Annotated in this window: 16 protein-coding genes; 8 read left to right on the plus strand and 8 right to left on the minus strand. The window is 67.9% G+C overall.

Going from position 1 to position 18,694, the window contains the following annotated elements:
- Nucleotides 1–13: 13 nt before the first annotated feature.
- Both ACW9UL_RS00260 and cls read right to left on the minus strand, forming a co-directional pair.
- Nucleotides 14–742, minus strand: a complete 729-nt coding sequence (locus ACW9UL_RS00260) for a substrate-binding periplasmic protein (protein WP_457788465.1) — start codon at nt 740–742, stop codon at nt 14–16.
- 54 nt (nt 743–796) lie between these two features.
- Nucleotides 797–2,236 carry a cardiolipin synthase gene (gene cls / locus ACW9UL_RS00265; protein ID WP_457788466.1) on the minus strand — a complete coding sequence of 480 codons (1,440 nt, stop codon included), beginning with the start codon at nt 2,234–2,236 and terminating at the stop codon, nt 797–799.
- A gap of 267 nt (nt 2,237–2,503) precedes the next feature.
- Here cls and ACW9UL_RS00270 point away from each other — a divergent pair, with 267 nt between their 5' ends.
- Complete coding sequence (locus ACW9UL_RS00270) at nt 2,504–4,171, plus strand: BCCT family transporter (RefSeq protein WP_457788467.1); 1,668 nt, start codon at nt 2,504–2,506, stop codon at nt 4,169–4,171.
- A 254-nt stretch (nt 4,172–4,425) separates the two neighbouring features.
- Nucleotides 4,426–6,117, plus strand: a complete 1,692-nt coding sequence (locus tag ACW9UL_RS00275) for a BCCT family transporter (protein ID WP_457788468.1) — start codon at nt 4,426–4,428, stop codon at nt 6,115–6,117.
- 118 nt (nt 6,118–6,235) lie between these two features.
- On the opposite strand, the gene ACW9UL_RS00280 is transcribed toward ACW9UL_RS00275, so the two are convergent.
- The 3 genes from ACW9UL_RS00280 to folE2 all read right to left on the minus strand — a co-directional run bounded on the left by ACW9UL_RS00280 (nt 6,236) and on the right by folE2 (nt 9,857).
- Nucleotides 6,236–6,934, minus strand: coding sequence for a 3'-5' exonuclease (locus ACW9UL_RS00280; RefSeq protein WP_021443115.1), 699 nt, complete (start codon nt 6,932–6,934; stop codon nt 6,236–6,238).
- On the minus strand, nt 6,934–8,838 hold the full coding sequence (locus tag ACW9UL_RS00285) for a DUF294 nucleotidyltransferase-like domain-containing protein (protein WP_457788469.1): 1,905 nt from the start codon (nt 8,836–8,838) through the stop codon (nt 6,934–6,936). The genes ACW9UL_RS00280 and ACW9UL_RS00285 overlap by 1 nt, the downstream gene beginning before the upstream one ends.
- Before the next feature lie 128 nt (nt 8,839–8,966).
- The gene (gene folE2, locus ACW9UL_RS00290) at nt 8,967–9,857 is read right to left on the minus strand and encodes a GTP cyclohydrolase FolE2 (RefSeq protein ID WP_457788470.1); all 891 of its coding nucleotides are present in this window, start codon (nt 9,855–9,857) and stop codon (nt 8,967–8,969) included.
- Nucleotides 9,858–9,929: 72 nt separating this feature from the next.
- Here folE2 and dksA point away from each other — a divergent pair, with 72 nt between their 5' ends.
- Genes dksA through ACW9UL_RS00305 form a run of 3 tightly spaced genes read left to right on the plus strand, consistent with a single transcriptional unit; the run spans nt 9,930 to nt 12,215 of the window.
- Nucleotides 9,930–10,352: an RNA polymerase-binding protein DksA gene (gene dksA / locus ACW9UL_RS00295; protein ID WP_021443112.1), complete on the plus strand. Its 423-nt coding sequence runs from the start codon at nt 9,930–9,932 to the stop codon at nt 10,350–10,352.
- Nucleotides 10,353–10,365: 13 nt separating this feature from the next.
- The gene (gene zigA / locus ACW9UL_RS00300) at nt 10,366–11,571 is read left to right on the plus strand and encodes a zinc metallochaperone GTPase ZigA (RefSeq protein WP_021443111.1); all 1,206 of its coding nucleotides are present in this window, start codon (nt 10,366–10,368) and stop codon (nt 11,569–11,571) included.
- Nucleotides 11,571–12,215 carry a DUF1826 domain-containing protein gene (locus ACW9UL_RS00305; protein WP_021443110.1) on the plus strand — a complete coding sequence of 215 codons (645 nt, stop codon included), beginning with the start codon at nt 11,571–11,573 and terminating at the stop codon, nt 12,213–12,215. Before zigA ends, ACW9UL_RS00305 begins: the two co-directional genes overlap by 1 nt.
- 190 nt (nt 12,216–12,405) lie before the next feature.
- Here ACW9UL_RS00305 and ACW9UL_RS00310 read toward each other — a convergent pair whose 3' ends face one another.
- Nucleotides 12,406–12,756, minus strand: coding sequence for an NADH:ubiquinone oxidoreductase (locus ACW9UL_RS00310; RefSeq protein ID WP_457788471.1), 351 nt, complete (start codon nt 12,754–12,756; stop codon nt 12,406–12,408).
- 96 nt (nt 12,757–12,852) lie between these two features.
- Here ACW9UL_RS00310 and ACW9UL_RS00315 point away from each other — a divergent pair, with 96 nt between their 5' ends.
- Nucleotides 12,853–13,818, plus strand: a complete 966-nt coding sequence (locus ACW9UL_RS00315) for a CobW family GTP-binding protein (protein WP_457788472.1) — start codon at nt 12,853–12,855, stop codon at nt 13,816–13,818.
- Between the two features lie 13 nt (nt 13,819–13,831).
- On the opposite strand, the gene ACW9UL_RS00320 is transcribed toward ACW9UL_RS00315, so the two are convergent.
- Nucleotides 13,832–14,668: an extracellular medium-chain-length polyhydroxyalkanoate depolymerase gene (locus ACW9UL_RS00320; RefSeq protein ID WP_397498163.1), complete on the minus strand. Its 837-nt coding sequence runs from the start codon at nt 14,666–14,668 to the stop codon at nt 13,832–13,834.
- A gap of 232 nt (nt 14,669–14,900) precedes the next feature.
- Here ACW9UL_RS00320 and ACW9UL_RS00325 point away from each other — a divergent pair, with 232 nt between their 5' ends.
- On the plus strand, nt 14,901–16,649 hold the full coding sequence (locus ACW9UL_RS00325; RefSeq protein ID WP_457788473.1) for a DUF1302 domain-containing protein: 1,749 nt from the start codon (nt 14,901–14,903) through the stop codon (nt 16,647–16,649).
- A gap of 11 nt (nt 16,650–16,660) precedes the next feature.
- Complete coding sequence (locus ACW9UL_RS00330; protein WP_457788474.1) at nt 16,661–18,013, plus strand: DUF1329 domain-containing protein; 1,353 nt, start codon at nt 16,661–16,663, stop codon at nt 18,011–18,013.
- Here the strand turns inward: ACW9UL_RS00330 and ACW9UL_RS00335 are convergent.
- Nucleotides 18,010–18,630, minus strand: a complete 621-nt coding sequence (locus ACW9UL_RS00335) for a TetR/AcrR family transcriptional regulator (protein ID WP_457788475.1) — start codon at nt 18,628–18,630, stop codon at nt 18,010–18,012. The two genes, ACW9UL_RS00330 and ACW9UL_RS00335, sit on opposite strands and share 4 nt — an antisense overlap.
- Nucleotides 18,631–18,694: the final 64 nt, after the last annotated feature.

Genomic DNA, 18,694 nt, shown 5'->3' on the forward strand with positions numbered 1-18,694 from the left:
GCCACGGGCCGGCTCACAGCCCGTGGCGACGGCGGATTTCCCCCACCAGTTCGGCCCGCTCCAGCAGGAAACGGTCGAACTCGGCAATCAGTTGCGGGCGCTTGATGCTCGACAGGTAGTAGTGATCCTCCACGTGCGCCAGCTGCGCATCGAACACCAGGGCGTCCGGAGCCAGGCGTAGCTGACGCAGGTGGTGGGCCACCACCCGCGGGTTGAGGTACACCGCGTCTACCCGGTCGCTCATGGCCATGCGCAGCAGCGAGTCGATCTGGTTGGCCTGGATCAGCTTGATGCGCCCGGCGCGAATCTCCTCCAGATAGGGCCAGGGGGTGAAGCCGTTCTGCGTGCCGAGCAGACGGATGCGCGCCTGGCCCTGGCCGAGGTGCGCCGGCTTGACCAGGATGCCGTCGATGTAGGGTGCCGCCGGCTGGCTGTAGCGGATGGCGTGGCCGGCCTTCTGGTCGGCGTTCCACTGCGGGTGGTCGGGGAACTTGAGGTCGAGCCGGCCGCCGAGGAAATCGCCGAGCAGGCGCCGTACCGGCAGCGGCGCGTAGACGAAACGGTAGCCGCGTTCGGCGGCGAAGGCGTCCAGCAGCTCGCGGGCGTAGCCGCGGTACTCGCGGTCGTGCACGTCGGAGTAGGGCTGGTAGGGCTGCAGCTCGACGCCGACGCGAATCGGCTCCTGCGCCAGGGCATCGAGGCAGAGGCAAAGGCAGAGCAGCAGGGCGAGCGGTGTCTTCATCGCGGGGTCTCGCTGACGGCAAGCAGCGGGCGGCCCCTTAACCATAGTCGCGGCTCAGAGAATCGGCGAGATCAGCCGCGCCACGCGCATGCCCAGTTGCTGCAAGCGGTGCAGGTTGCGCCGGTCGGCGTTGACCAGCTCGCGCGAGCGGCTGAAATCCTCCTCCAGCATGCTCGCCACCTGCTCGGCGAAGGCCGCATCCAGGGTCAGCAGGTTGACCTCGAAGTTCAGGCGGAACGAGCGGTTGTCCAGGTTGGCGCTGCCCAGCAGGCAGGCGCTCTGGTCGATCAGCAGCGCCTTCTGATGGAGGAAGCCCGGCTGGTAGCGGAAGATCCGCACCCCGGCGCGCAGCGCCTCGAAGGCGTACAGGCTGGAGGCGGCGTAGACCACCCGGTGATCGGGGCGTGCCGGCAGCAGGATGCGCACGTCCACCCCGCGTAGCACCGCCAGGCGCAGCGCCGCGGACACCGCCTCGTCCGGGACGAAGTAGGGGCTGCTCAGCCAGACCCGCTCCCGCGCCGCCTGGATCGCCTCGACGAACAGCAGCGAGCAGGTCTCCTGCGGGTCGGCCGGGCCGCTGGCAATCACCTGGCAGAGCACTCCCGGCTCGTCCTGCTTGTGCGGCAGCAGCAGCGGCGGCAACTGGTGGCAGGCCCAGAACCAGTCCTCGGCGAAGGCCTCCTGCAGGCTGGCCACCACCGGGCCGCGCACCTCCACGTGGGTGTCGCGCCAGGGCGCCAGTGGCGGCTTCTGCCCGAGGTACTCGACGCCGACGTTGAGCCCGCCGAGAAAGCCGATCTGGCCGTCGACCACGACGATCTTGCGGTGGTTGCGGAAATTCAGCTGGAAGCGGTTGAACAGCCCGCCGCGGGTGGGGAAGGCGTGGATTTGCACGCCGCCGGCGCGCAGCGCGTCGATATAGGGCCGCGGCAGGGCGTGGCTGCCGATGCCGTCGTAGAGCACATGCACCTTCACCCCCGCGGCGGCGCGGGCCAGCAACAGCTGCTGCAGGCGGCGGCCAAGGGCGTCGTCGCGGATGATGAAGAACTGCAGCAGGATCGCCCGCTGCGCACCCTGCAGCGCCTCGAACAGCGCGGCGAAGGCGGCCTCGCCGTCGATCAGCAGCTGCACCCGGTTGCCGGTCAGGCCGGGCATCCGTGACAGCCGCGGCAGGGCGCGCAGGCGCTGGTAGGCCGGCGCCTGGTGCGCGGCCTTGGCTTCCTCGACCCATGGCCGCCAGTCCTGCGCGGCCATGGCCTGGCGCATCTCGGCGTCGGCCTGGCGGCGCGCCTTCACATAGGCATCGAAGCGGCTGCGGCCGAACACCAGGTAGGGCAGCAGCGTCAGGTAGGGCATGAAGAACAGCGACAGGCCCCAGGCCAGGGCGCCCTGGGCGGTGCGCACGGTGAGCACCGCATGGATCGCGGCGAGCATGCCGAGGCCGTGGATCGCGGCGATCAGCCAGGCGAACAGGTGGGGGATGCCAAACTCCATGGACTTCCTCGCTGCGGGGGCCGTATCCAGCTGACCACGGGCGTTGCGCGCCGTTCGCCGGCCATCCTGCCACGGCCCCGCGGCGAATGGCAGAGGGCGTTTTAGCCGTTGTATTTGGCACTTTCATGCAGGCCTGTTTCTGCATGAGCCGGTTTCATCTGTTACCCTTGTCGGTTCGACCCAAAGGTGGGTCGTCTTTACTTGAGGAGGGCAGACCGTCCTGTTCACGCTCGTTCAGCGAGTCAAACGCATCAAGGAGCACGCCACATGGGAAACGTCCCTTCGCATGACATGACCCCGCCACCCGCAGCGGCAACCCCCGACGGCATCCCGGCCCCGACCGGCGAGGCCAACCTGATCGACACCGACTACGTCATCGGTCAGGACAACATCCAGGGCAAATTCATCTTCTCGATGGATATCCACGGCAAGGTCTTCAGCATCTCCGCGCTGGTCGCGGTGATCTTCGTGGTGCTGGCCCTGGCCCTGCAGAACCAGGTCGAGCCGCTGTTCAGCGCGCTGCGCGACTGGCTCACCCACCACATGGCCTGGTTCTTCATCGGCGCCGCCAACGTCTTCGTCCTGCTCTGCCTCGGCCTGATCGTCTCGCCGCTGGGCAGGGTGCGCATCGGCGGCAAGGACGCCACGCCCGACTACAGCTACGCGGGCTGGTTCTCCATGCTGTTCGCCGCCGGCATGGGCATCGGCCTGATGTTCTACGGCGTGTCCGAGCCGATGTCGCACTACAGCTCGGCGATGGCCGGCATCACCCTCGGCGAGGACGGCGTGCGCACCGACTGGGCGCCGCTCGCCGGCGCCGCCGGCAACAGTGAGGAGGCGGTGCGCCTGGGCATGGCCGCCACCATCTTCCACTGGGGCCTGCACCCCTGGGCGATCTACGCCATAGTCGCGCTGGCGCTGGCGCTGTTCTCCTTCAACAAGGGCCTGCCGCTGTCGATCCGCTCGATCTTCTACCCGATCCTCGGCGAGCGCGTGTGGGGCTGGCCGGGCCACGTGGTCGACATCCTCGCGGTGTTCGCCACCCTGTTCGGCCTGGTCACCTCGCTGGGTCTCGGCGCCGAGCAGGCCGCCGCGGGTATTGAGTACCTGTTCGGCATCAGCGCCACCGACACCAGCAAGGTGCTGCTGATCGTCGCCATCACCATCATCGCCCTGGCCTCGGTGGTCGCCGGTCTGGACAAGGGGGTCAAGCGCCTGTCCGAACTGAACATGGCGCTGGCCCTGGCGCTGCTGCTGTTCGTCATCATCGCCGGGCCGACCCTGGCCATCCTCACCGGCTTCTTCCAGAACCTCGGCGCCTACCTGCAGTACCTGCCGGCGTTGTCCAACCCCATCGGCCGCGAGGACGCCAACTTCAGCCAGGGCTGGACGGCGTTCTACTGGGCCTGGTGGATCAGCTGGTCGCCCTTCGTCGGCATGTTCATCGCCCGGGTCAGCCGTGGCCGCAGCGTGCGCGAGTTCCTCATCGCCGTGCTGCTGGTGCCGTCGCTGGTGTCGGTGCTGTGGATGACCGCCTTCGGCGGCACCGCGATCAACCAGCTGCTGGTGGACGGCTTCACCGGCGCCCAGGACGCCGGCCTGGAGCTGAAGCTGTTCAGCATGCTCGGCGAAATGCCGCTGACCGCCATCACCTCCTTTATCGGCATCGTGCTGGTGGTGGTGTTCTTCATCACCTCGTCGGACTCCGGCTCCCTGGTGATCGACACCATCACCGCCGGCGGCAAGGTCAACGCGCCGGTGCCGCAGCGGGTGTTCTGGGCCAGCATCGAAGGGGTGATCGCCATCGCCCTGCTGCTCGGCGGCGGCCTGGTGGCGCTGCAGGCCATGGCGGTGTCGACGGGGCTGCCGTTCACCATCGTGCTGCTGGTGGGCTGCGTGTCCATCGTCAAGGGGCTGCTGAGCGAGCCGCGCTAAGCGCCGGCCTCGCCGCCCCGGAGAGCGCGCCTGCGGGCGCGCTTTTTTATGCGCGGGCCCCGCGACCTCGGGTTCGACACCCTCCTGTAGGAGCGGCGCCCCCCCATCGCCAAGCGCCGCCCTCGTCGCTATTGGATAGCCCCGCGCCGCTTGCGCCGCGCAGGCCGGTTTTTCCTTCTGTTAGCGTCGGCCTCCGCGTTCGGCACTGCGCCGCGCGCCGCGTCGAGCACGCGATAACTATAAGGAGCAGCCATATGAGCCATGCCCAAGGGTCCAAGGGGCCCAGTACAGCCAACGACGACGGTATACCCGCCCCGAGCGGCGCCGCCACTCTGATAGACACCGACTACGTGGTCGGCCAGGACAATATCCGCGGTCGCTACCTGGTCAATCTCGATATCCACGGCACGGTCTTCATCGTCTCGGCGCTCAGCGCGCTGTTGTTCGTGGTGCTGGCGCTGGCCCTGCACAACGAGGTGGAGCCGCTGTTCAAGGCCGTGCGCGACTGGCTGACGCAGAACCTGGCGTGGTTCTTCATCGGCTCGGCCAATATCTTCGTGCTGCTGTGCCTCGGCCTGATCGTCTCGCCGCTGGGCAAGGTACGCCTCGGTGGCACGCTGGCGCGGCCCGACTACTCCTACACGTCCTGGTTCGCCATGCTGTTTGCCGCCGGCATGGGCATCGGCCTGATGTTCTACGGCGTGGCCGAGCCGATGTCGCACTACGACTCGTCGCTGGCCGGCATCGCCGTCGGCGACAACGGCGCGCGCAGCGACTGGGCGCCGCTCGGCGCGGCCGCTGGCGATTCCGCCGAGGCGGCGCGGCTGAGCATGGCCACCACCATCTTCCACTGGGGCCTGCACCCCTGGGCGATCTACGCCATAGTCGCGCTGGCACTGGCGCTGTTCGCCTTCAACAAGGGCCTGCCGCTGTCGTTCCGCTCGATCTTCTTCCCGCTGCTGGGTGAGCGGGTGTGGGGCTGGCCGGGGCATGTGATCGACATCCTCGCGGTGTTCGCCACCCTGTTCGGCCTGGTCACCTCGCTGGGCCTGGGCGCCGAGCAGGCCTCCGCCGGTCTGCACAGCCTGTTCGGCCTGCCGGCCGACACCACCACCAAGGTGCTGCTGATCGCCGTCATCACCCTGATCGCGCTGTGCTCGGTGCTGGCCGGCGTGGACAAGGGGGTCAAGCGCCTGTCCGAGCTGAACCTGGGCCTGGCCCTGCTGTTGCTGCTGTTCGTGGTGGTCGCCGGTCCCACCGCGCTGCTGCTGAGCGGCGTGCTGGACAACCTCGGTGCCTACCTGCAGTACCTGCCGGCGCTGTCCAACCCCATCGGTCGCGAGGACGCCAACTTCAGCCAGGGCTGGACGGCGTTCTACTGGGCCTGGTGGATCAGCTGGTCGCCCTTCGTCGGCATGTTTATCGCGCGGGTCAGCCGTGGCCGCACCGTGCGCGAGTTCCTCATCGCCGTGCTACTGGTGCCGTCGCTGGTGTCGGTGCTGTGGATGAGCACCTTCGGCGGCACCGCGTTGCATCAAGCCCTGGGCGGTCTGACCGAGCTGCAGCAGGCGGCGCTGGAGCTGAAGATGTTCGTCATGCTCGACCAGCTGCCGATCAGCGCGATCAGCTCCTTCGTGGCCATCGTGCTGGTGGTGCTGTTCTTTATCACCTCGTCGGACTCCGGTTCCCTGGTGATCGACACCATCACCGCCGGCGGCAAGGTCAACGCGCCGCTGCCGCAGCGGGCGTTCTGGGTGCTGCTCGAGGGCGCGCTGGCCGTGGCGCTGTTGCTCGGCGGCGGCCTGGTGGCACTGCAGGCCATGGCGGTGTCCACCGGCCTGCCGTTCACCCTGGTGCTGCTGGTGGGTTGCGTCGCCGTCATCAAGGGCCTGCTCAGCGAGCCGCGTGCGCTGCCGGGCGGGGCCGGGGTGCTGTCGCGCGACTAGCGTCTGTGCGAGGAGCCCCTGGCACTGGAGAAAAAGCCGCGATGCCGCTGGGTATCGCGGCTTTTTTCATGGGCGTTCGGGGCGCGCCGGCTATTCCCCTGCGAAGGTTGGGGCGCGGCTAGTGCCACAGCTCGCCCACCGGCGTATGCGTCCAGTGATGAGTGGCCGCCTGCGCCTGCAGCAGTTCGGCGGTGGCCAGGGCGTCGCTCAGCGCATGGTGCGCGCGGTACGCCGGCAGGCCGTAGCGCTGGCGGCTGTCGGCCAGGCGTATGGAGATCGGCCGTTGCCCGCGCAGGCGTCCCAGCAGGCCGGGACGCCTGCGTGGATGCAGGCGCGCCTCCAGCGCCATGGTGTCGAGCAGGGGGAACAGCAACCCCTCGCCCAGCTGGCGGCGCAGCGCCTGGTCGAGGAAGCCGCGTTCGATGCGGTGGTAGTGCACCACCACCAGCTTGCCGGCCAGGGCCTCGAGCACCTCGCCGAGCACCGCGTCCAGCGGCGGCGCATGGCGCACGTCGGAGTGGGTGATGTGGTGGAAGGTCACCGAATCGCCGTGCAGTTCGCTGCTGGGACGCACCACCCAGTAGCGCGCCTCCTGGCAGCGGATGCGGCGCAGATCGAAGGGCACCAGGCCGAGGCTGACGATGGCGTCGCGGCCCGGCTCCAGGCCGGTGGTTTCCACGTCCAGGGCGAGCAGCGGCGCCTCGCCCAGCGGCGTCTCGGCGGCCGGGCAGCCGGCGCGGTAGAAGGCCGCCAGGCGGGGATCGCGGGCAGCTTCGCCGAGCTGGCGCAGGCGCTCGGACCAGTTCGCGGCGCTCATCACAGGCGCCCCATGGGCTGCGCCGGATAGCGGAAGCGGAGGAATTTCTGCGCATTGCTGACGATCTGGAAGGCTTCCTTGAGGTTGTGCCGTTCCTCGCTGCTGATCTGCTCCGGTTCGATGTAGTTGCTCAGTTTGCGCTCGGCTTGCAGGTCGTGCGCCTGGTGGCGGATGCGCACCAGGCCGAGGAATTCGAAGGCGTAGCGCAGGCCCTCCAGCGCTTCGTTGGGCAGCAGCTTGGTGGTGGCGATGGCGTCCAGTCGTTCCAGCGAGTTCTGCGCGCGGGAGCCGCAGGCCAGGGCGTGCACGCGGATCAGGTCGGTGAGCGGCGCGGTGCCGCGGCCCTTGAGGTTGATGATGTGCTTCTGCTGGCCGTCGGTCTCCATCACGAAGGTGCGGAAGAAGCCCAGCGGCGGCGTGCGATTGAGCGCGTTGCGCGCCAGCGCGGCGAGGAACGCCGGGTTGCCGCTGGCGCGGCTGGCGAGCAGGTCCTTGAGGTTTTCCACCAGCTCGGTGGCGCCGTAGACGCCGTCGAGGTCGAAGAAGATGCTGGCGTTGAGCAGGGTCTCCGGGTTGGGCTGCTCGATCCACTGGATGAAGTAGTCGCGCCATACCCGCAGCGGTTTGCGCCACTTGGGGTTGTTGGCCATGATCCCGCCCTTGCAGTAGGCATAGCCGCAGGTCGCCAGGCCGTCGTTGACGAACTGCGCCAGCTCGGCGAAGTAGTCGCCGTGCAGGGCGGGGTCGAAGCTGTCGTCGAGCACCAGGGCGTTGTCCTGGTCGGTGAGCAGCAGCTGCTCGTCGCGTGCCAGCGAGCCGGCGACCATGAAGCAGTAGGGCACCGGCGGCGGGCCGAGCTTGTGCTCGGCGAGCGCCAGCAGGCGCTGGGCGAAGGCGCGGCCGATGCCGCTCATGGCCTTGCCGACCATGTTGACGTTGGCGTCGTCGGCGACCATGCGCAGGAAGGTGGCGCGCAGGTCCGGCGTCAGGCGCTTGAGCTCCTCGACCGACTGCTTGTTGAAGATGCCGTTGACCAGATACAGGCTGCTGCGCGACTCGTAGCGGACGATATCGGCCAGGTTGATGACGCCCACCGGCACGTTGCGGCTGAGCACCGGCAGGTGGTGGATGTTGTGCCGCAGCATGCTCAGCATGGCTTCGAATACCGAGTCGTCGGCCTGGGTGGTGATCGGATCGGGCGACATCACCTGGCTGACCGGGGTGTGGCCGGGCAAGCCTTCGGCCAGCACGCGGGTGCGCAGGTCGCGGTCGGTGAGGATGCCGGCCATCCGCTGCGCGGGGCGCTCGCCGGCGGCCGACGCGGCGTCCTTCTGCGGCGCCACGACTATGACCGAGGACACGCTGTGCTCGGTCATCACCCGGGCGACTTCCTGCACCGGGGTGTCCGGCACGACGCTGACCGGCGCCCGGGTGACCAGCTTGCGCACGGTGATCTTCATCAGCTCGCTGGCCTTGCCCTGGCTGTCCTCCAGCGCCGACTTCAGGCGCGACTGGCCGACCAGCTCGACGAAGTCGGCGAAGCTGTCGAACTGCTCGCACAGCTGGTGGAACAGGACGCCGGGGATGAAATAGATCAGGCTGTCTTCCAGCGCCCGCGCCGACAGGCGCACGCGGTTGCCGCCCATCAGCCCGGCCTGGCCGAAGATCTCGCCCTCGGTCAGGCGGTTGTGCAGCTCGCCGCTGCGCCTGTGGATCTCCACCGCGCCGCTGCGCACGTAGTGCAGCTCATGGATCGGCGCCCCCGGCGCGAGGATCTCGCTGCCGGCCTTGAAGTAGCCGACCTGCACCTGGCGGGCGATCTCGCCCAGGGTCTCCTCCGGCAGCTTGTCGAAAGGCGGAAAGCGCTTTAGGTGATCGCGGATCTCGATCAGCTCGATCTGCATGGGGCGTCCTTAGCTCGCGGGTGGCCTCCATCTAAGCATAGAGGCCACGGGATTCGCCCCTCTGAATGCGCCCAGCGCCGTCGCAGGCCCGCCGGCGTTTATGGCCGGGCGGGGCAGCGGCTCGTGCCTCACCCCCAGTTCCAGCGGCTCTCGGCCACCGCGTCGTGGGCGTGCAGGCTTTCCGCGTGCACCACCCGCACGCGCAAGGCGCTGGCCTGCGGCAGCTGGCGCAGGGCGCGGTGCAGGCGCCGCGCGGCATCTTCGCAGAACATCAGGTTCTGCCCGTTGGCCAGGGCGAAGGCCTGCTCGTCGGCGCGCTTGACCGCGGTCTGCACCGGCGTGCCGAGGGCGCGCTCGGCGCCGTCGAGCAGCGCCAGCAGCGGCAGCTCCTTGCAATCCGGGTTCAGGCGCAGTTGCAGGGTCGCCGTGCTGCGCTGGCTGTGCGGCGTGGCGAGGATGCCCCGGGTGCTGCCGAGCCAGCCGATGATGTCGGCGCGATCGAGGTTTTTGCCTGCAAAATCTTCGTTGAATTGTTGCTGGATCAGCTGCCGGGCCAGCGCCGCCGAGCACGGGCAGGTCGACGAATAGGCCAGCTCGACCTGTAGTTCGACCTGGAATTGGCGGCCGTCCTGGCGTGCGCGAACCTCGAAGGGGTAGTGCTTCCAGCCGCTCAACGGGCTGATCAGCGCCGGGCGCTCCAGCGGCAGCGCGCCGCGCAGGGTCAGGCTGGCGCTGTCCGACAGCTCGCGGTGGCTGCCCAGGCAGTCGTCCAGCAGCCGCTGCAGCGCCGGCACGTCCAGGGGTTGGCCGGCCAGCGCCTGCAGGGCCAGGTACAGGCGTGACATATGGATGCCGCGCGCGCCGCCATCAATCAGGCTGACGCCGATATCGGCCTGGGCCGTCAGCGTCTGGCCGGCCAGCCGCAGCGGCAGGGCGATGCCGGCCATGCCGACCCAGTCCAGCGGCAGGTCGTGGTGGGTGGCTTGGGCGGCTATGTCCGGCAGGGTCTGTACGTTCATCGCAAATCCATGGGTTGCTGGTTCGATTGAATGTTATGTTATAACACTAAAAAATAAACCAGCCGATGTGCCATGACCCTGACTGTGCCTACCGAAGCCGAACTGCTCGCCCAGCCCGCCGACGCCTATATGAACGACGCCCAGCAGCGCTTCTTCCGCGCCCTGCTGCTGGCCCAGCGTGCCGAATTGCAGGCGCGCATCGACGAGGAATTCGCCGAACTGCGCGAGCGCGAGACCAGCAGCGACGTCGCCGATATCGGCAGCGCCGAGGAGCAGCGCCAGTGGCAGCTGCGCCTGCTGGAGCGGGAAAAGAAGCTGCTGGACAAGATCGACCAGGCGCTCGAACGCCTGGCGCGCGGCGAATACGGCTGGTGCGCCGAAACCGGCGAGCCCATCGGCCTCAAGCGCCTGCTGCTGCGCCCCACCGCGACCCTGTGCATCGAGGCCAAGGAGCGCCAGGAGCAGCGCGAAAAACATCAGCGTGACCGTGACTGAACGAGGACCCCCCATGAATCAGCGTCTACCCGTTACCGTGCTGTCCGGCTTTCTCGGCGCCGGCAAGAGCACCCTGCTCAACCATGTGCTGAAGAACCGCGAGGGCCGCAAGGTCGCGGTGATCGTCAACGACATGAGCGAAATCAACATCGACGGCGCCACCGTCCAGCAGGACGTCAGCCTCAACCGCGCCGAAGAGAAGCTGGTGGAAATGAGCAACGGCTGCATCTGCTGCACCCTGCGCGAGGACCTGCTCGACGAGGTCAGCCGCCTGGCCAGCGAAGGCCGTTTCGACTACCTGCTGATCGAATCCACCGGCATCAGCGAGCCGCTGCCGGTGGCCGAGACCTTCACCTTCCGCGACGAGCAGGGCCGCAGCCTGTCCGACCTGGCGCGGCTGGACACCATGGTCACGGTGGTCGACGGGGTGAACTTCCTGCGCGACTTCCACGAGGCCGACAGCCTGGCCAGCCGCGGCGAAACCCTGGGCGAGGAGGACGAGCGCTCGATCACCGACCTGCTGATCGAGCAGGTGGAGTTCGCCGACGTCATCCTCATCAGCAAGATCGACCTGATCAGCCAGGCCGAGCGCGAGGAGCTGATGGCCATCCTCCGTGGCCTCAACACCCACGCCGAGATCCAGGCCATGAGCATGGGCCAGATCGCCCTGGACAAGATCCTCGACACCGGCCGCTTCGACTTCGAGCGCGCCGCGCAGGCGCCGGGCTGGCTCAAGGAACTGCGCGGCGAGCACGTGCCGGAAACCGAGGAATACGGCATCGCCTCCAGCGCCTACCGCGCGCGCCGGCCCTTCCATCCGCAGCGCTTCTTCGACTTTATCGCCCGCGACTGGGTCAACGGTCGCCTGCTGCGCTCCAAGGGCTTCTTCTGGCTGGCCAGCAAGTACCAGGAAGCCGGCAGCTGGTCGCAGGCCGGCGGCCTGATGCGCCATGGCCTGGCCGGGCGCTGGTGGCGCTTCGTGGCCAAGCAGCACTGGCCGCAGGACGAGGAGGGGCTGCAGGCGATCATGCAGCACTGGAGTGCCGAGGTCGGCGACTGCCGCCAGGAGCTGGTGTTCATCGGCCAGAACATCGACTTCGCCCGGCTGACCGCCGAGCTGGACGCCTGCCTGCTCACCGACGAGGAAATGGCCGGCGGGCCGGAGGCCTGGCGTCTGCTGCCCGATCCCTTCGGCGCCTGGCAGCAGGAGGCGGCCTGATGTTGGCCCTCAAGCTGCGCCCGGCGCCGCGTCAGGCGCTGGGCGAGGATATCCAGGTGCTCACCGAGGTGCTGCGCGACGAGGTCAACCTGGCCGTCTGGCAGCGCCGCCTGCCGGCGCAGATCGAGGACTTCGCCGCGGCGCTGCTGGCCCAGGGCGAATCCCTGGCGCAGTCCATGACCCTGGAGCTGGCGACGCCCGACAGCGCGCCGAATCTCGACGGCCTGGTGGCGCAGTACGCCGATCTGCCGGGCCAGGCCGCCTTTCTCGCCGACGTGGCCTGGCTGGTGCGCGCCTACGCCTGCCTGCTCGATGCCGAGCGCATCGGCCTGCGCCTGCGTGTGCTGGACAAGGCCATGTGCCCGCGCTTTCACGTCGACCACGTGCCGCTGCGGCTGATCACCAGCTACGCCGGGGTCGGCAGCCAGTGGCTGGAGGAGGGCGGCATGCCGCGCGCGCGCCTGGGCGATGGGTCGGCCGAGCCGCAGGACGCGGCAGCGATCCGTCAGCTGCAGGCCGGCCAGGTGGCGCTGGCCAAGGGCGAGAAATGGCAGGGCAACGAAGGCCGTGGGCTGATCCACCGCTCGCCGCAGCCGCCGGCCGGCGAACGGCGGTTGCTGTTGACCCTGGATTGGCTGGCCTGAGGGAAGTAGCGACGGTTTCCGTTGGGCTTCGTCGCGGGCTCCTCAACCCACGGGATGGCGAACCAAAAAAATAGGCCGGAGCGACTGCCCCGGCCTTAAGCACCAAGAGATCATGTCGACGCGTGACTCGACATGAGGGCCATGTGAGGTACCCGCAGTCATTAGGCGCTGTTTGGGTGACGTTTTGATGTCAGGGTTCGATCCAGGTGCCCTGATACTGGCTGGTGCAGGCCGGCTGCAGATACAGCGCATCGCTGGCCACGCCGTAGTAGTGGATGTCCTGTCGATACAGACCGCTGCCGGCCCGCGCCTCCTGGCACACGCCGTAGGCGCCCTCGGGGCACTGTTCGAGGAACTCCACCTCCACCTTCTGGCCCTGCAACTGCGGCTGGCAGAAGCCCTCGCGGAACAGCTGGCTCGGGATATTGCGGTTCTCCTGGCACAGCTGCACGTCCAGGCGCTCGGCCTGGCTGTGCACCACGCAAGCCTCGCCCAGGGCCAGGCCGGGCAACAGGGAGAACGGCAGCAACCACGCACGCATCGTATCGACTCCAGAGCAAATTGCCGGCGAATCTAGCATGCCGTCCACCTGCAGTCTGTGCTGGCAACGGCAGCCAAGACCGTCGACCATAGGCCCATGCTCAGTCAGATCCCCACCCACCTGATCGCCGGCCCCCTCGGTGCCGGCAAGACCAGCCTGATCCGCCAGCTGCTGGCGCAGAAGCCGGCGGCCGAGCGCTGGGCGGTGCTGGTCAACGAATTCGGCCAGATCGGCCTGGACGCCGCTTTGCTGGAGCGCGGCGAGGATGGCGTCGCCCTCGCCGAGGTGGCCGGCGGCTGCCTGTGCTGCGTCAACGGCGCGCCCTTTCAGGTCGGCCTCGGTCGTCTGCTGCGCCGGGCGCGGCCGGATCGCCTGTTGATCGAGCCATCCGGCCTCGGCCACCCGCTGCAACTGCTGGAGCAGCTGCGCCAGCCGCCCTGGATTGGGGTGCTGGCGGTGCAGCCGATGCTGCTGGTGCTGGACGCCGCCGCCCTGGCCCGCGGCGAGGCGCTGCCCGACAGCCAGCGCCTGGCTCTGGACGGCGCCGGCCTGCTGCTGCTGAACAAGAGCGAGCGCCTGAGCGCCGAGGACCGCGCCCGTATCGCCGCCGCATTGCCGCCGCTGCCACTCTTCTGGACCACCCAGGGCCGTCTCGAACTGGCGCTGCTGCCGGGCCGCTCCGCGCAGGCCGGCAACCTTAGCGCCGCCGCACTGCCCAGCGCCGCAGCACCCCTGCCACAGCTGTGGCGCACGCCGGACGAACCCATCTGCCTGATCCAGGATCAGGCCGAAGGCTGGAGCATCGGCTGGCGCTGGCACCCGAGCCAGCGCTTCGACCTGCTCCGGGTGCAGCGCTGGCTGGACGGCCTGGACTGGCGCCGGGCCAAGGCGGTGCTGCACGGCGAAGACGGCTGGCGCTCGCTCAATGCCCTGCACGGCCAGGCCGGCGAGGGCTGGCGCGCCAGCGAATGGCGCAAGGACTCGCGCCTGGAGCTGATCTTCAGCGAGGCGCAGGATGCCGCAGCCCTGCGCGTCGGCCTGGCCGCCTGCCACGTCTCGTAGACCGCGTTAGCGGTCAGGGATGACTCTGGAACCAGGCGAGGATCTTGCCCGGCGAGCTGGCGAACCACTCGTGCCCGCCCAGCGCCTCGGTATGCCGCGCGGTCGGTATGCCCTGATGGAGCAGGCGGTCGTAGTACAGCTCCATGCTCCACCAGGGCACGGTGAGGTCGACGAAGCCGTGCACGAACAGGGTCGGCGGATGGTCGGCCGGCAGCGTCGGCACGCTGCACAGCGGCCCGGAGCAGGTGGCGTAGGAGCCGGACTGGATCGCCAGCGCCTTGAACCGGCCGGGGAAGGACACTGCCATGCGGCTGCTGTTGTAGCCGCCACTGGAGATGCCGGTGGCGTACTGGCGGCTGGCGTCGAGCGGGCCGAAATGGCCGGCGGCGATGGCCTCCAGCACGTTGCCGAGAAAGTCGTAGTCGGTGCTCAGCTCGTAGTGCTGCGCCAGCCCGGGGATATTGGTCTGCCAGAACAGATCGGCCGGTGCGCTCGGCGCAACCACCGCGTAGCCGTTGTCGAGCAGGCGCTGGATCAGCTTGCCCTCGTAGAAGCCGCCGAACGGCATATTGCTGTAGTAGGTGAAGTCGTCGAGCGGGAAGAACGAGCCCTGGTAGATCAGCACCACCGGCCAGCCGGCGGCCGGAGGCGTGCCCAGCGGCGTCTGGTAGATCACCTGGCGCTGGCCGACCAGGCCGGAATCGATCCAGGCGGACTGATAGCTGCAACTGACCTTGGCTGGCAGCAGCAGGCTCTTGGCGCGCTCGCTGCAGCGCGAGGCGGCCTGGGCCTGGAGGGTGGACAGGGACAGCAACAGCAGGCAGAGACAGGCGGTGCGAAGACGGGACATGGCGGAATTCTCCGTTGTTGTTATGGGTACCGCGCATCGAATTGAAACAGGAATTCCGATTCCGTCAAGTACTGCAGGCCGCGCCAATCCTGGCCTGCAGGCGAATGCGGCGGGCTTGAGCGCTGCGGAGAAGAGAAAAATAGAACCGGGGGCTTGCCAGGCTGAAACCAGCGTACTAGTTTATTCGGAACCGATGTTCCGATTCCGATAAAAACAACAGCTGGAGGTCATCGTGGCACATCAAGGAAGGGGCCTGGCGGCAGCCGGCCTGGCATTGCTCGGGGCGCTGCCGTTCGGCGTGGTGCAGGGGTTTCAGACCCGTCATGGCGACTGGGGCGTGTCGCTGGACACCACCCTGTCCTACGGCGTCAGCTACCGCATGGAGGGGCAGGACAGCAAGCTGATCGCCCGCGCCAATGGCGGCACGGGCGACAACACGGCGCTGATCAACTCCGACGACGGCAACCTCAACTTCAAGAAGGGCGAGCTGTTCTCCGAGGTGGTCAAGGCCGTCTCCGAGCTGGACCTGCGCTATCGGGAACAATACGGCCTGTTCGTTCGCGGCCGCGCCTTCTACGACTTCGAGCTCGAAGACGACGAGCGTCGCCATCGCCCGATCAGCGACGCCGGCCTCGACGAAGCCGGCTCCAGCGCCGACTTGCTCGACGCCTTCGTCTACGGCAGCTGGACGCTGGGCGAGCGCGCGCTGAACGCCCGTCTCGGCCGTCAGGTGATCAACTGGGGCGAGTCGCTGTTCTACCAGAACGGCATTGGCGCGACCAACCCGGTGGACATCAACGCGCTGCGCGCCCCGGGTTCGGAGATCAAGGAGGCCTATATGCCGACCGCCATGGTCTATGCCTCCTTCGAGCTGCGCGACAACCTCAGCATCGAGGGCTACTGGCAGCCGGGCAAGGCCTGGGAGGCGTCGAAGATCGACCCCTGCGGCACCTACTACTCGACCCTCGACGTGCTCGGCGAGGGCTGCAACTACCTGTCGGTGGCGCCGCTGCAGGAGGCTATTCTCGGTACTGCCTTCGACAGCCCGGCCGTGGCCGCGGCCTACGGCGAGGCGCTCGGCCCCGGCTTCGTCAACGAGCTGATCCGCGGCTACCTGCCGCGCACCTTCATGCCGCGGGCGCAGGACATCGACGGCGACGACTCGCCCCAGTACGGCGTGGCCCTGCGCTGGTATGTGCCGCAGCTGAACGACACCGAACTGGGTTTCTACTACCTGCGCTACAACATGCAGGTGCCGATGATCGGCCTGACCGTCGGCCAGCCGGTGCTGGTACCGGTGGTCGGCCTGCTGCCGGACGCCAGCAGCTCGCGTTACTACGCCGAATACCTGGAGAAGCGCGACCTGTTCGGCGTCAGCTTCAACACCTCGGTCGGCGGCGACAGCATCTTCAACGGCCTGTCGCTGGCCGGCGAGCTGAGCTACCGACCGGACACGCCGATCGCCCTGGGCCTGGGCGAGTACCTGCCGGACGCCCTGTTTGGCAACCTCGCCGGCCTGCCGGTGGGCACGCGCCTGGATGGCTACCGCGAGAAGGACATGGTCCAGGCCTCGCTGTCGGCCATCTACAACTTCACCGGGCTGCTCGGCGCCAACTCCGCGACCCTGTTCAGCGAACTGGTGGCCAGCCGGGTGCAGGGCCTGGAGTCGGACGTCGACTACTACGAGGCCACCAGCAGCGCCTACGGCGCCCAGGCCAGCCTACAGCTGACCTACAGCAACGTGTTCAACCTGGTCACCCTGGCGCCCAGCCTCAGCTACCAGTACAGCATCAACGGCGTCGCCCCCCAGCTCACCAACGGCCTCGACGAGGAAGCGCAGAGCTGGTCGCTGGGCCTCGACGCCATCTATCAGGAAGCTTTCACGGTCGGAGCCCGCTACGTCGGCTACAGCGGCGGCGGCTTGTCGAACAAGCGCACCGACCGCGACTACCTGAGCCTCAACGTCAAATACAGCTTCTGAGAGGGAACGCCATGCATCGTCTGAATATCACCCTGCTGGCCTTCGCCCTGCTGGCAGCCGCGCCGGCCATGGCCCAGGTCGACGCCACGCAGGCCGCGCGGCTCGGCCAGGAGCTCACCCCCATGGGGGCCGAGCGCGCCGGCAATGCCGCCGGCAGCATTCCCGCCTGGGACGGCGGCCTGGCCAAGGACAGCGGCGCCTTCGACGCCAAGCTCGGCTACAAGGACCCCTTCGCCGCCGACCAGCCGCTGTTCACCGTGACCCAGGCCAATGCCCAGCAATACCGCGAGCAGCTCAGCCCCGGTCAGCTGGCCATGCTGCAGCGCTACCACGACAGCTGGAAGCTCAAGGTCTACCCGACCCGGCGCTCGGCGTCCTATCCGGACAAGGTATACGCCGCGGTCAAGACCAACGCCACGACAGCCAAGCTGATCGAGAACGGCAACGGCATCGCCGACTTCCAGCTGGCCACGCCCTTTCCCATTCCCCAGTCGGGCCTGGAGGTGCTGTGGAACCACCTGGTGCGCTACCGCGGCGACAGCGTCAAGCGCTACTATGCCCAGGCCGTGCCGCACGCCAGCGGCGACTACTTCATGACCCGCATCGAGGACCTGTTCCTGTTCAACCAGGACGCCGGCGATCTCAGCAAGGGCAACGGCAACGTGCTGTTCTACTTCCGCCAGTCGGTGCTGGCGCCGGCGCGCCTGGCCGGTACCGAGCTGCTGGTTCACGAGACCGTCAACCAGGTCAAGGAGCCGCGTCTGGCCTGGCTCTACGCCGCCGGCCAGCGCCGCGTGCGGCGCACGCCGAACGTCGCCTACGACTCGCCCGGCACCGCCTCCGAGGGCATGCGCACCACCGACAACTTCGACATGTTCTCCGGTGCGCCGGACAAGTACGACTGGCAGCTGCTGGGCAAGCGGGAAATGCTGGTGCCCTACAACAGCTACCGCTTCGCCGCCAAGAGCAACAAGTACAGCGACATCGTCCAGCGCGGCCACATCAATCCCGAGCTGCTGCGTTACGAGCTGCACCGCGTCTGGCACGTACGCGCCACGCTGAAGGCCGGCCAGCGCCACCAGTACAAGCGCCGCGACTTCTACTTCGACGAGGACAGCTACCAGATCCTGCTGGTCGATCACTACGACAACCGCGACAACCTCTGGCGCCTCGGCGAGTCCTACACCATCAACTATTACGATCAGCCACTGGTGTGGACCAAGGGCGACGCAATATACGACCTGATCGGCGGCCGTTATGTCATCGGCATTCTGTCCAACGAGGAACCGGCGGATCAGTTCGATATTGCCCTGAAACCCACCGACTTCACCCCGGCGCAACTTAGAAGGGACAGTGTGCGTTAACTTTCGGCAACTTTCAGGTAATTGCAGATAAGCCGGGAAAGTTCCTCTGGCACAACTTCCCTGGGCGTCGTGCCGAGGCTGCCGACCATAGTGAAGTAGTTCATCCCGGCCAGCAGCAGATGGGCGCACAGATCGGCCGCCTGGGCGGGATTGGGGTGGCCCAGTTCGGCCGGGTTGGCCAGGGCGATACGGCAGAAGGTCTGACCGATATGGGCATTGAGCTGATGGAAGCGCTGGCGGAAACGCAGGTCCGCCGAGCTGCGCCGGATCAGTGCGCGGAGCAGACCCTCGCTGCCTTCGAACTGGCGCACCAGGCCCTGGATAAAGGCCGTGACGCGCGCCTGCAAAGGCGTTTCGGCATGTGCCAGCTGCTCGGCGAGGGCATCGATGGCGCTGCCGCTCTGCTCGATGAAGCGCTCGTGCACGGCGTACAGCAGCACGTCCTTGTCGCCCAGCAGGCGATAGAAGGTGCCCACCGAGGATTCGGCCAGCTGGGCGATCTGGGAAATGCCGGTGTCTTCGAAGCTGTCGTTGGCGAGCAGCTCGGCGGCGACGTTGAGGAAGCGTTCCAGAGCCTTTTTGCTGCGTGCCTGGGTAGGGCTGGCGATGCTGTACATGATCAATTCTCGAACCGGCACGGGCCGATTCTAGGGGGTTTGGCAAGTCAAGGCAAATAACCGC

This window comes from Pseudomonas sp. PL-6, assembly GCF_054110165.1.

Bases quoted from the DNA above. Each gene is read 5' to 3' on its own strand.
- ACW9UL_RS00260 (WP_457788465.1), bottom strand. From the start codon at position 742: ATGAAGACACCGCTCGCCCTGCTGCTCTGCCTTTGCCTCTGCCTCGAT.
- cls (WP_457788466.1), bottom strand. From the start codon at position 2,236: ATGGAGTTTGGCATCCCCCACCTGTTCGCCTGGCTGATCGCCGCGATC.
- ACW9UL_RS00270 (WP_457788467.1), top strand. From the start codon at position 2,504: ATGGGAAACGTCCCTTCGCATGACATGACCCCGCCACCCGCAGCGGCA.
- ACW9UL_RS00275 (WP_457788468.1), top strand. From the start codon at position 4,426: ATGAGCCATGCCCAAGGGTCCAAGGGGCCCAGTACAGCCAACGACGAC.
- ACW9UL_RS00280 (WP_021443115.1), bottom strand. From the start codon at position 6,934: ATGAGCGCCGCGAACTGGTCCGAGCGCCTGCGCCAGCTCGGCGAAGCT.
- ACW9UL_RS00285 (WP_457788469.1), bottom strand. From the start codon at position 8,838: ATGCAGATCGAGCTGATCGAGATCCGCGATCACCTAAAGCGCTTTCCG.
- folE2 (WP_457788470.1), bottom strand. From the start codon at position 9,857: ATGAACGTACAGACCCTGCCGGACATAGCCGCCCAAGCCACCCACCAC.
- dksA (WP_021443112.1), top strand. From the start codon at position 9,930: ATGACCCTGACTGTGCCTACCGAAGCCGAACTGCTCGCCCAGCCCGCC.
- zigA (WP_021443111.1), top strand. From the start codon at position 10,366: ATGAATCAGCGTCTACCCGTTACCGTGCTGTCCGGCTTTCTCGGCGCC.
- ACW9UL_RS00305 (WP_021443110.1), top strand. From the start codon at position 11,571: ATGTTGGCCCTCAAGCTGCGCCCGGCGCCGCGTCAGGCGCTGGGCGAG.
- ACW9UL_RS00310 (WP_457788471.1), bottom strand. From the start codon at position 12,756: ATGCGTGCGTGGTTGCTGCCGTTCTCCCTGTTGCCCGGCCTGGCCCTG.
- ACW9UL_RS00315 (WP_457788472.1), top strand. From the start codon at position 12,853: ATGCTCAGTCAGATCCCCACCCACCTGATCGCCGGCCCCCTCGGTGCC.
- ACW9UL_RS00320 (WP_397498163.1), bottom strand. From the start codon at position 14,668: ATGTCCCGTCTTCGCACCGCCTGTCTCTGCCTGCTGTTGCTGTCCCTG.
- ACW9UL_RS00330 (WP_457788474.1), top strand. From the start codon at position 16,661: ATGCATCGTCTGAATATCACCCTGCTGGCCTTCGCCCTGCTGGCAGCC.
- ACW9UL_RS00335 (WP_457788475.1), bottom strand. From the start codon at position 18,630: ATGTACAGCATCGCCAGCCCTACCCAGGCACGCAGCAAAAAGGCTCTG.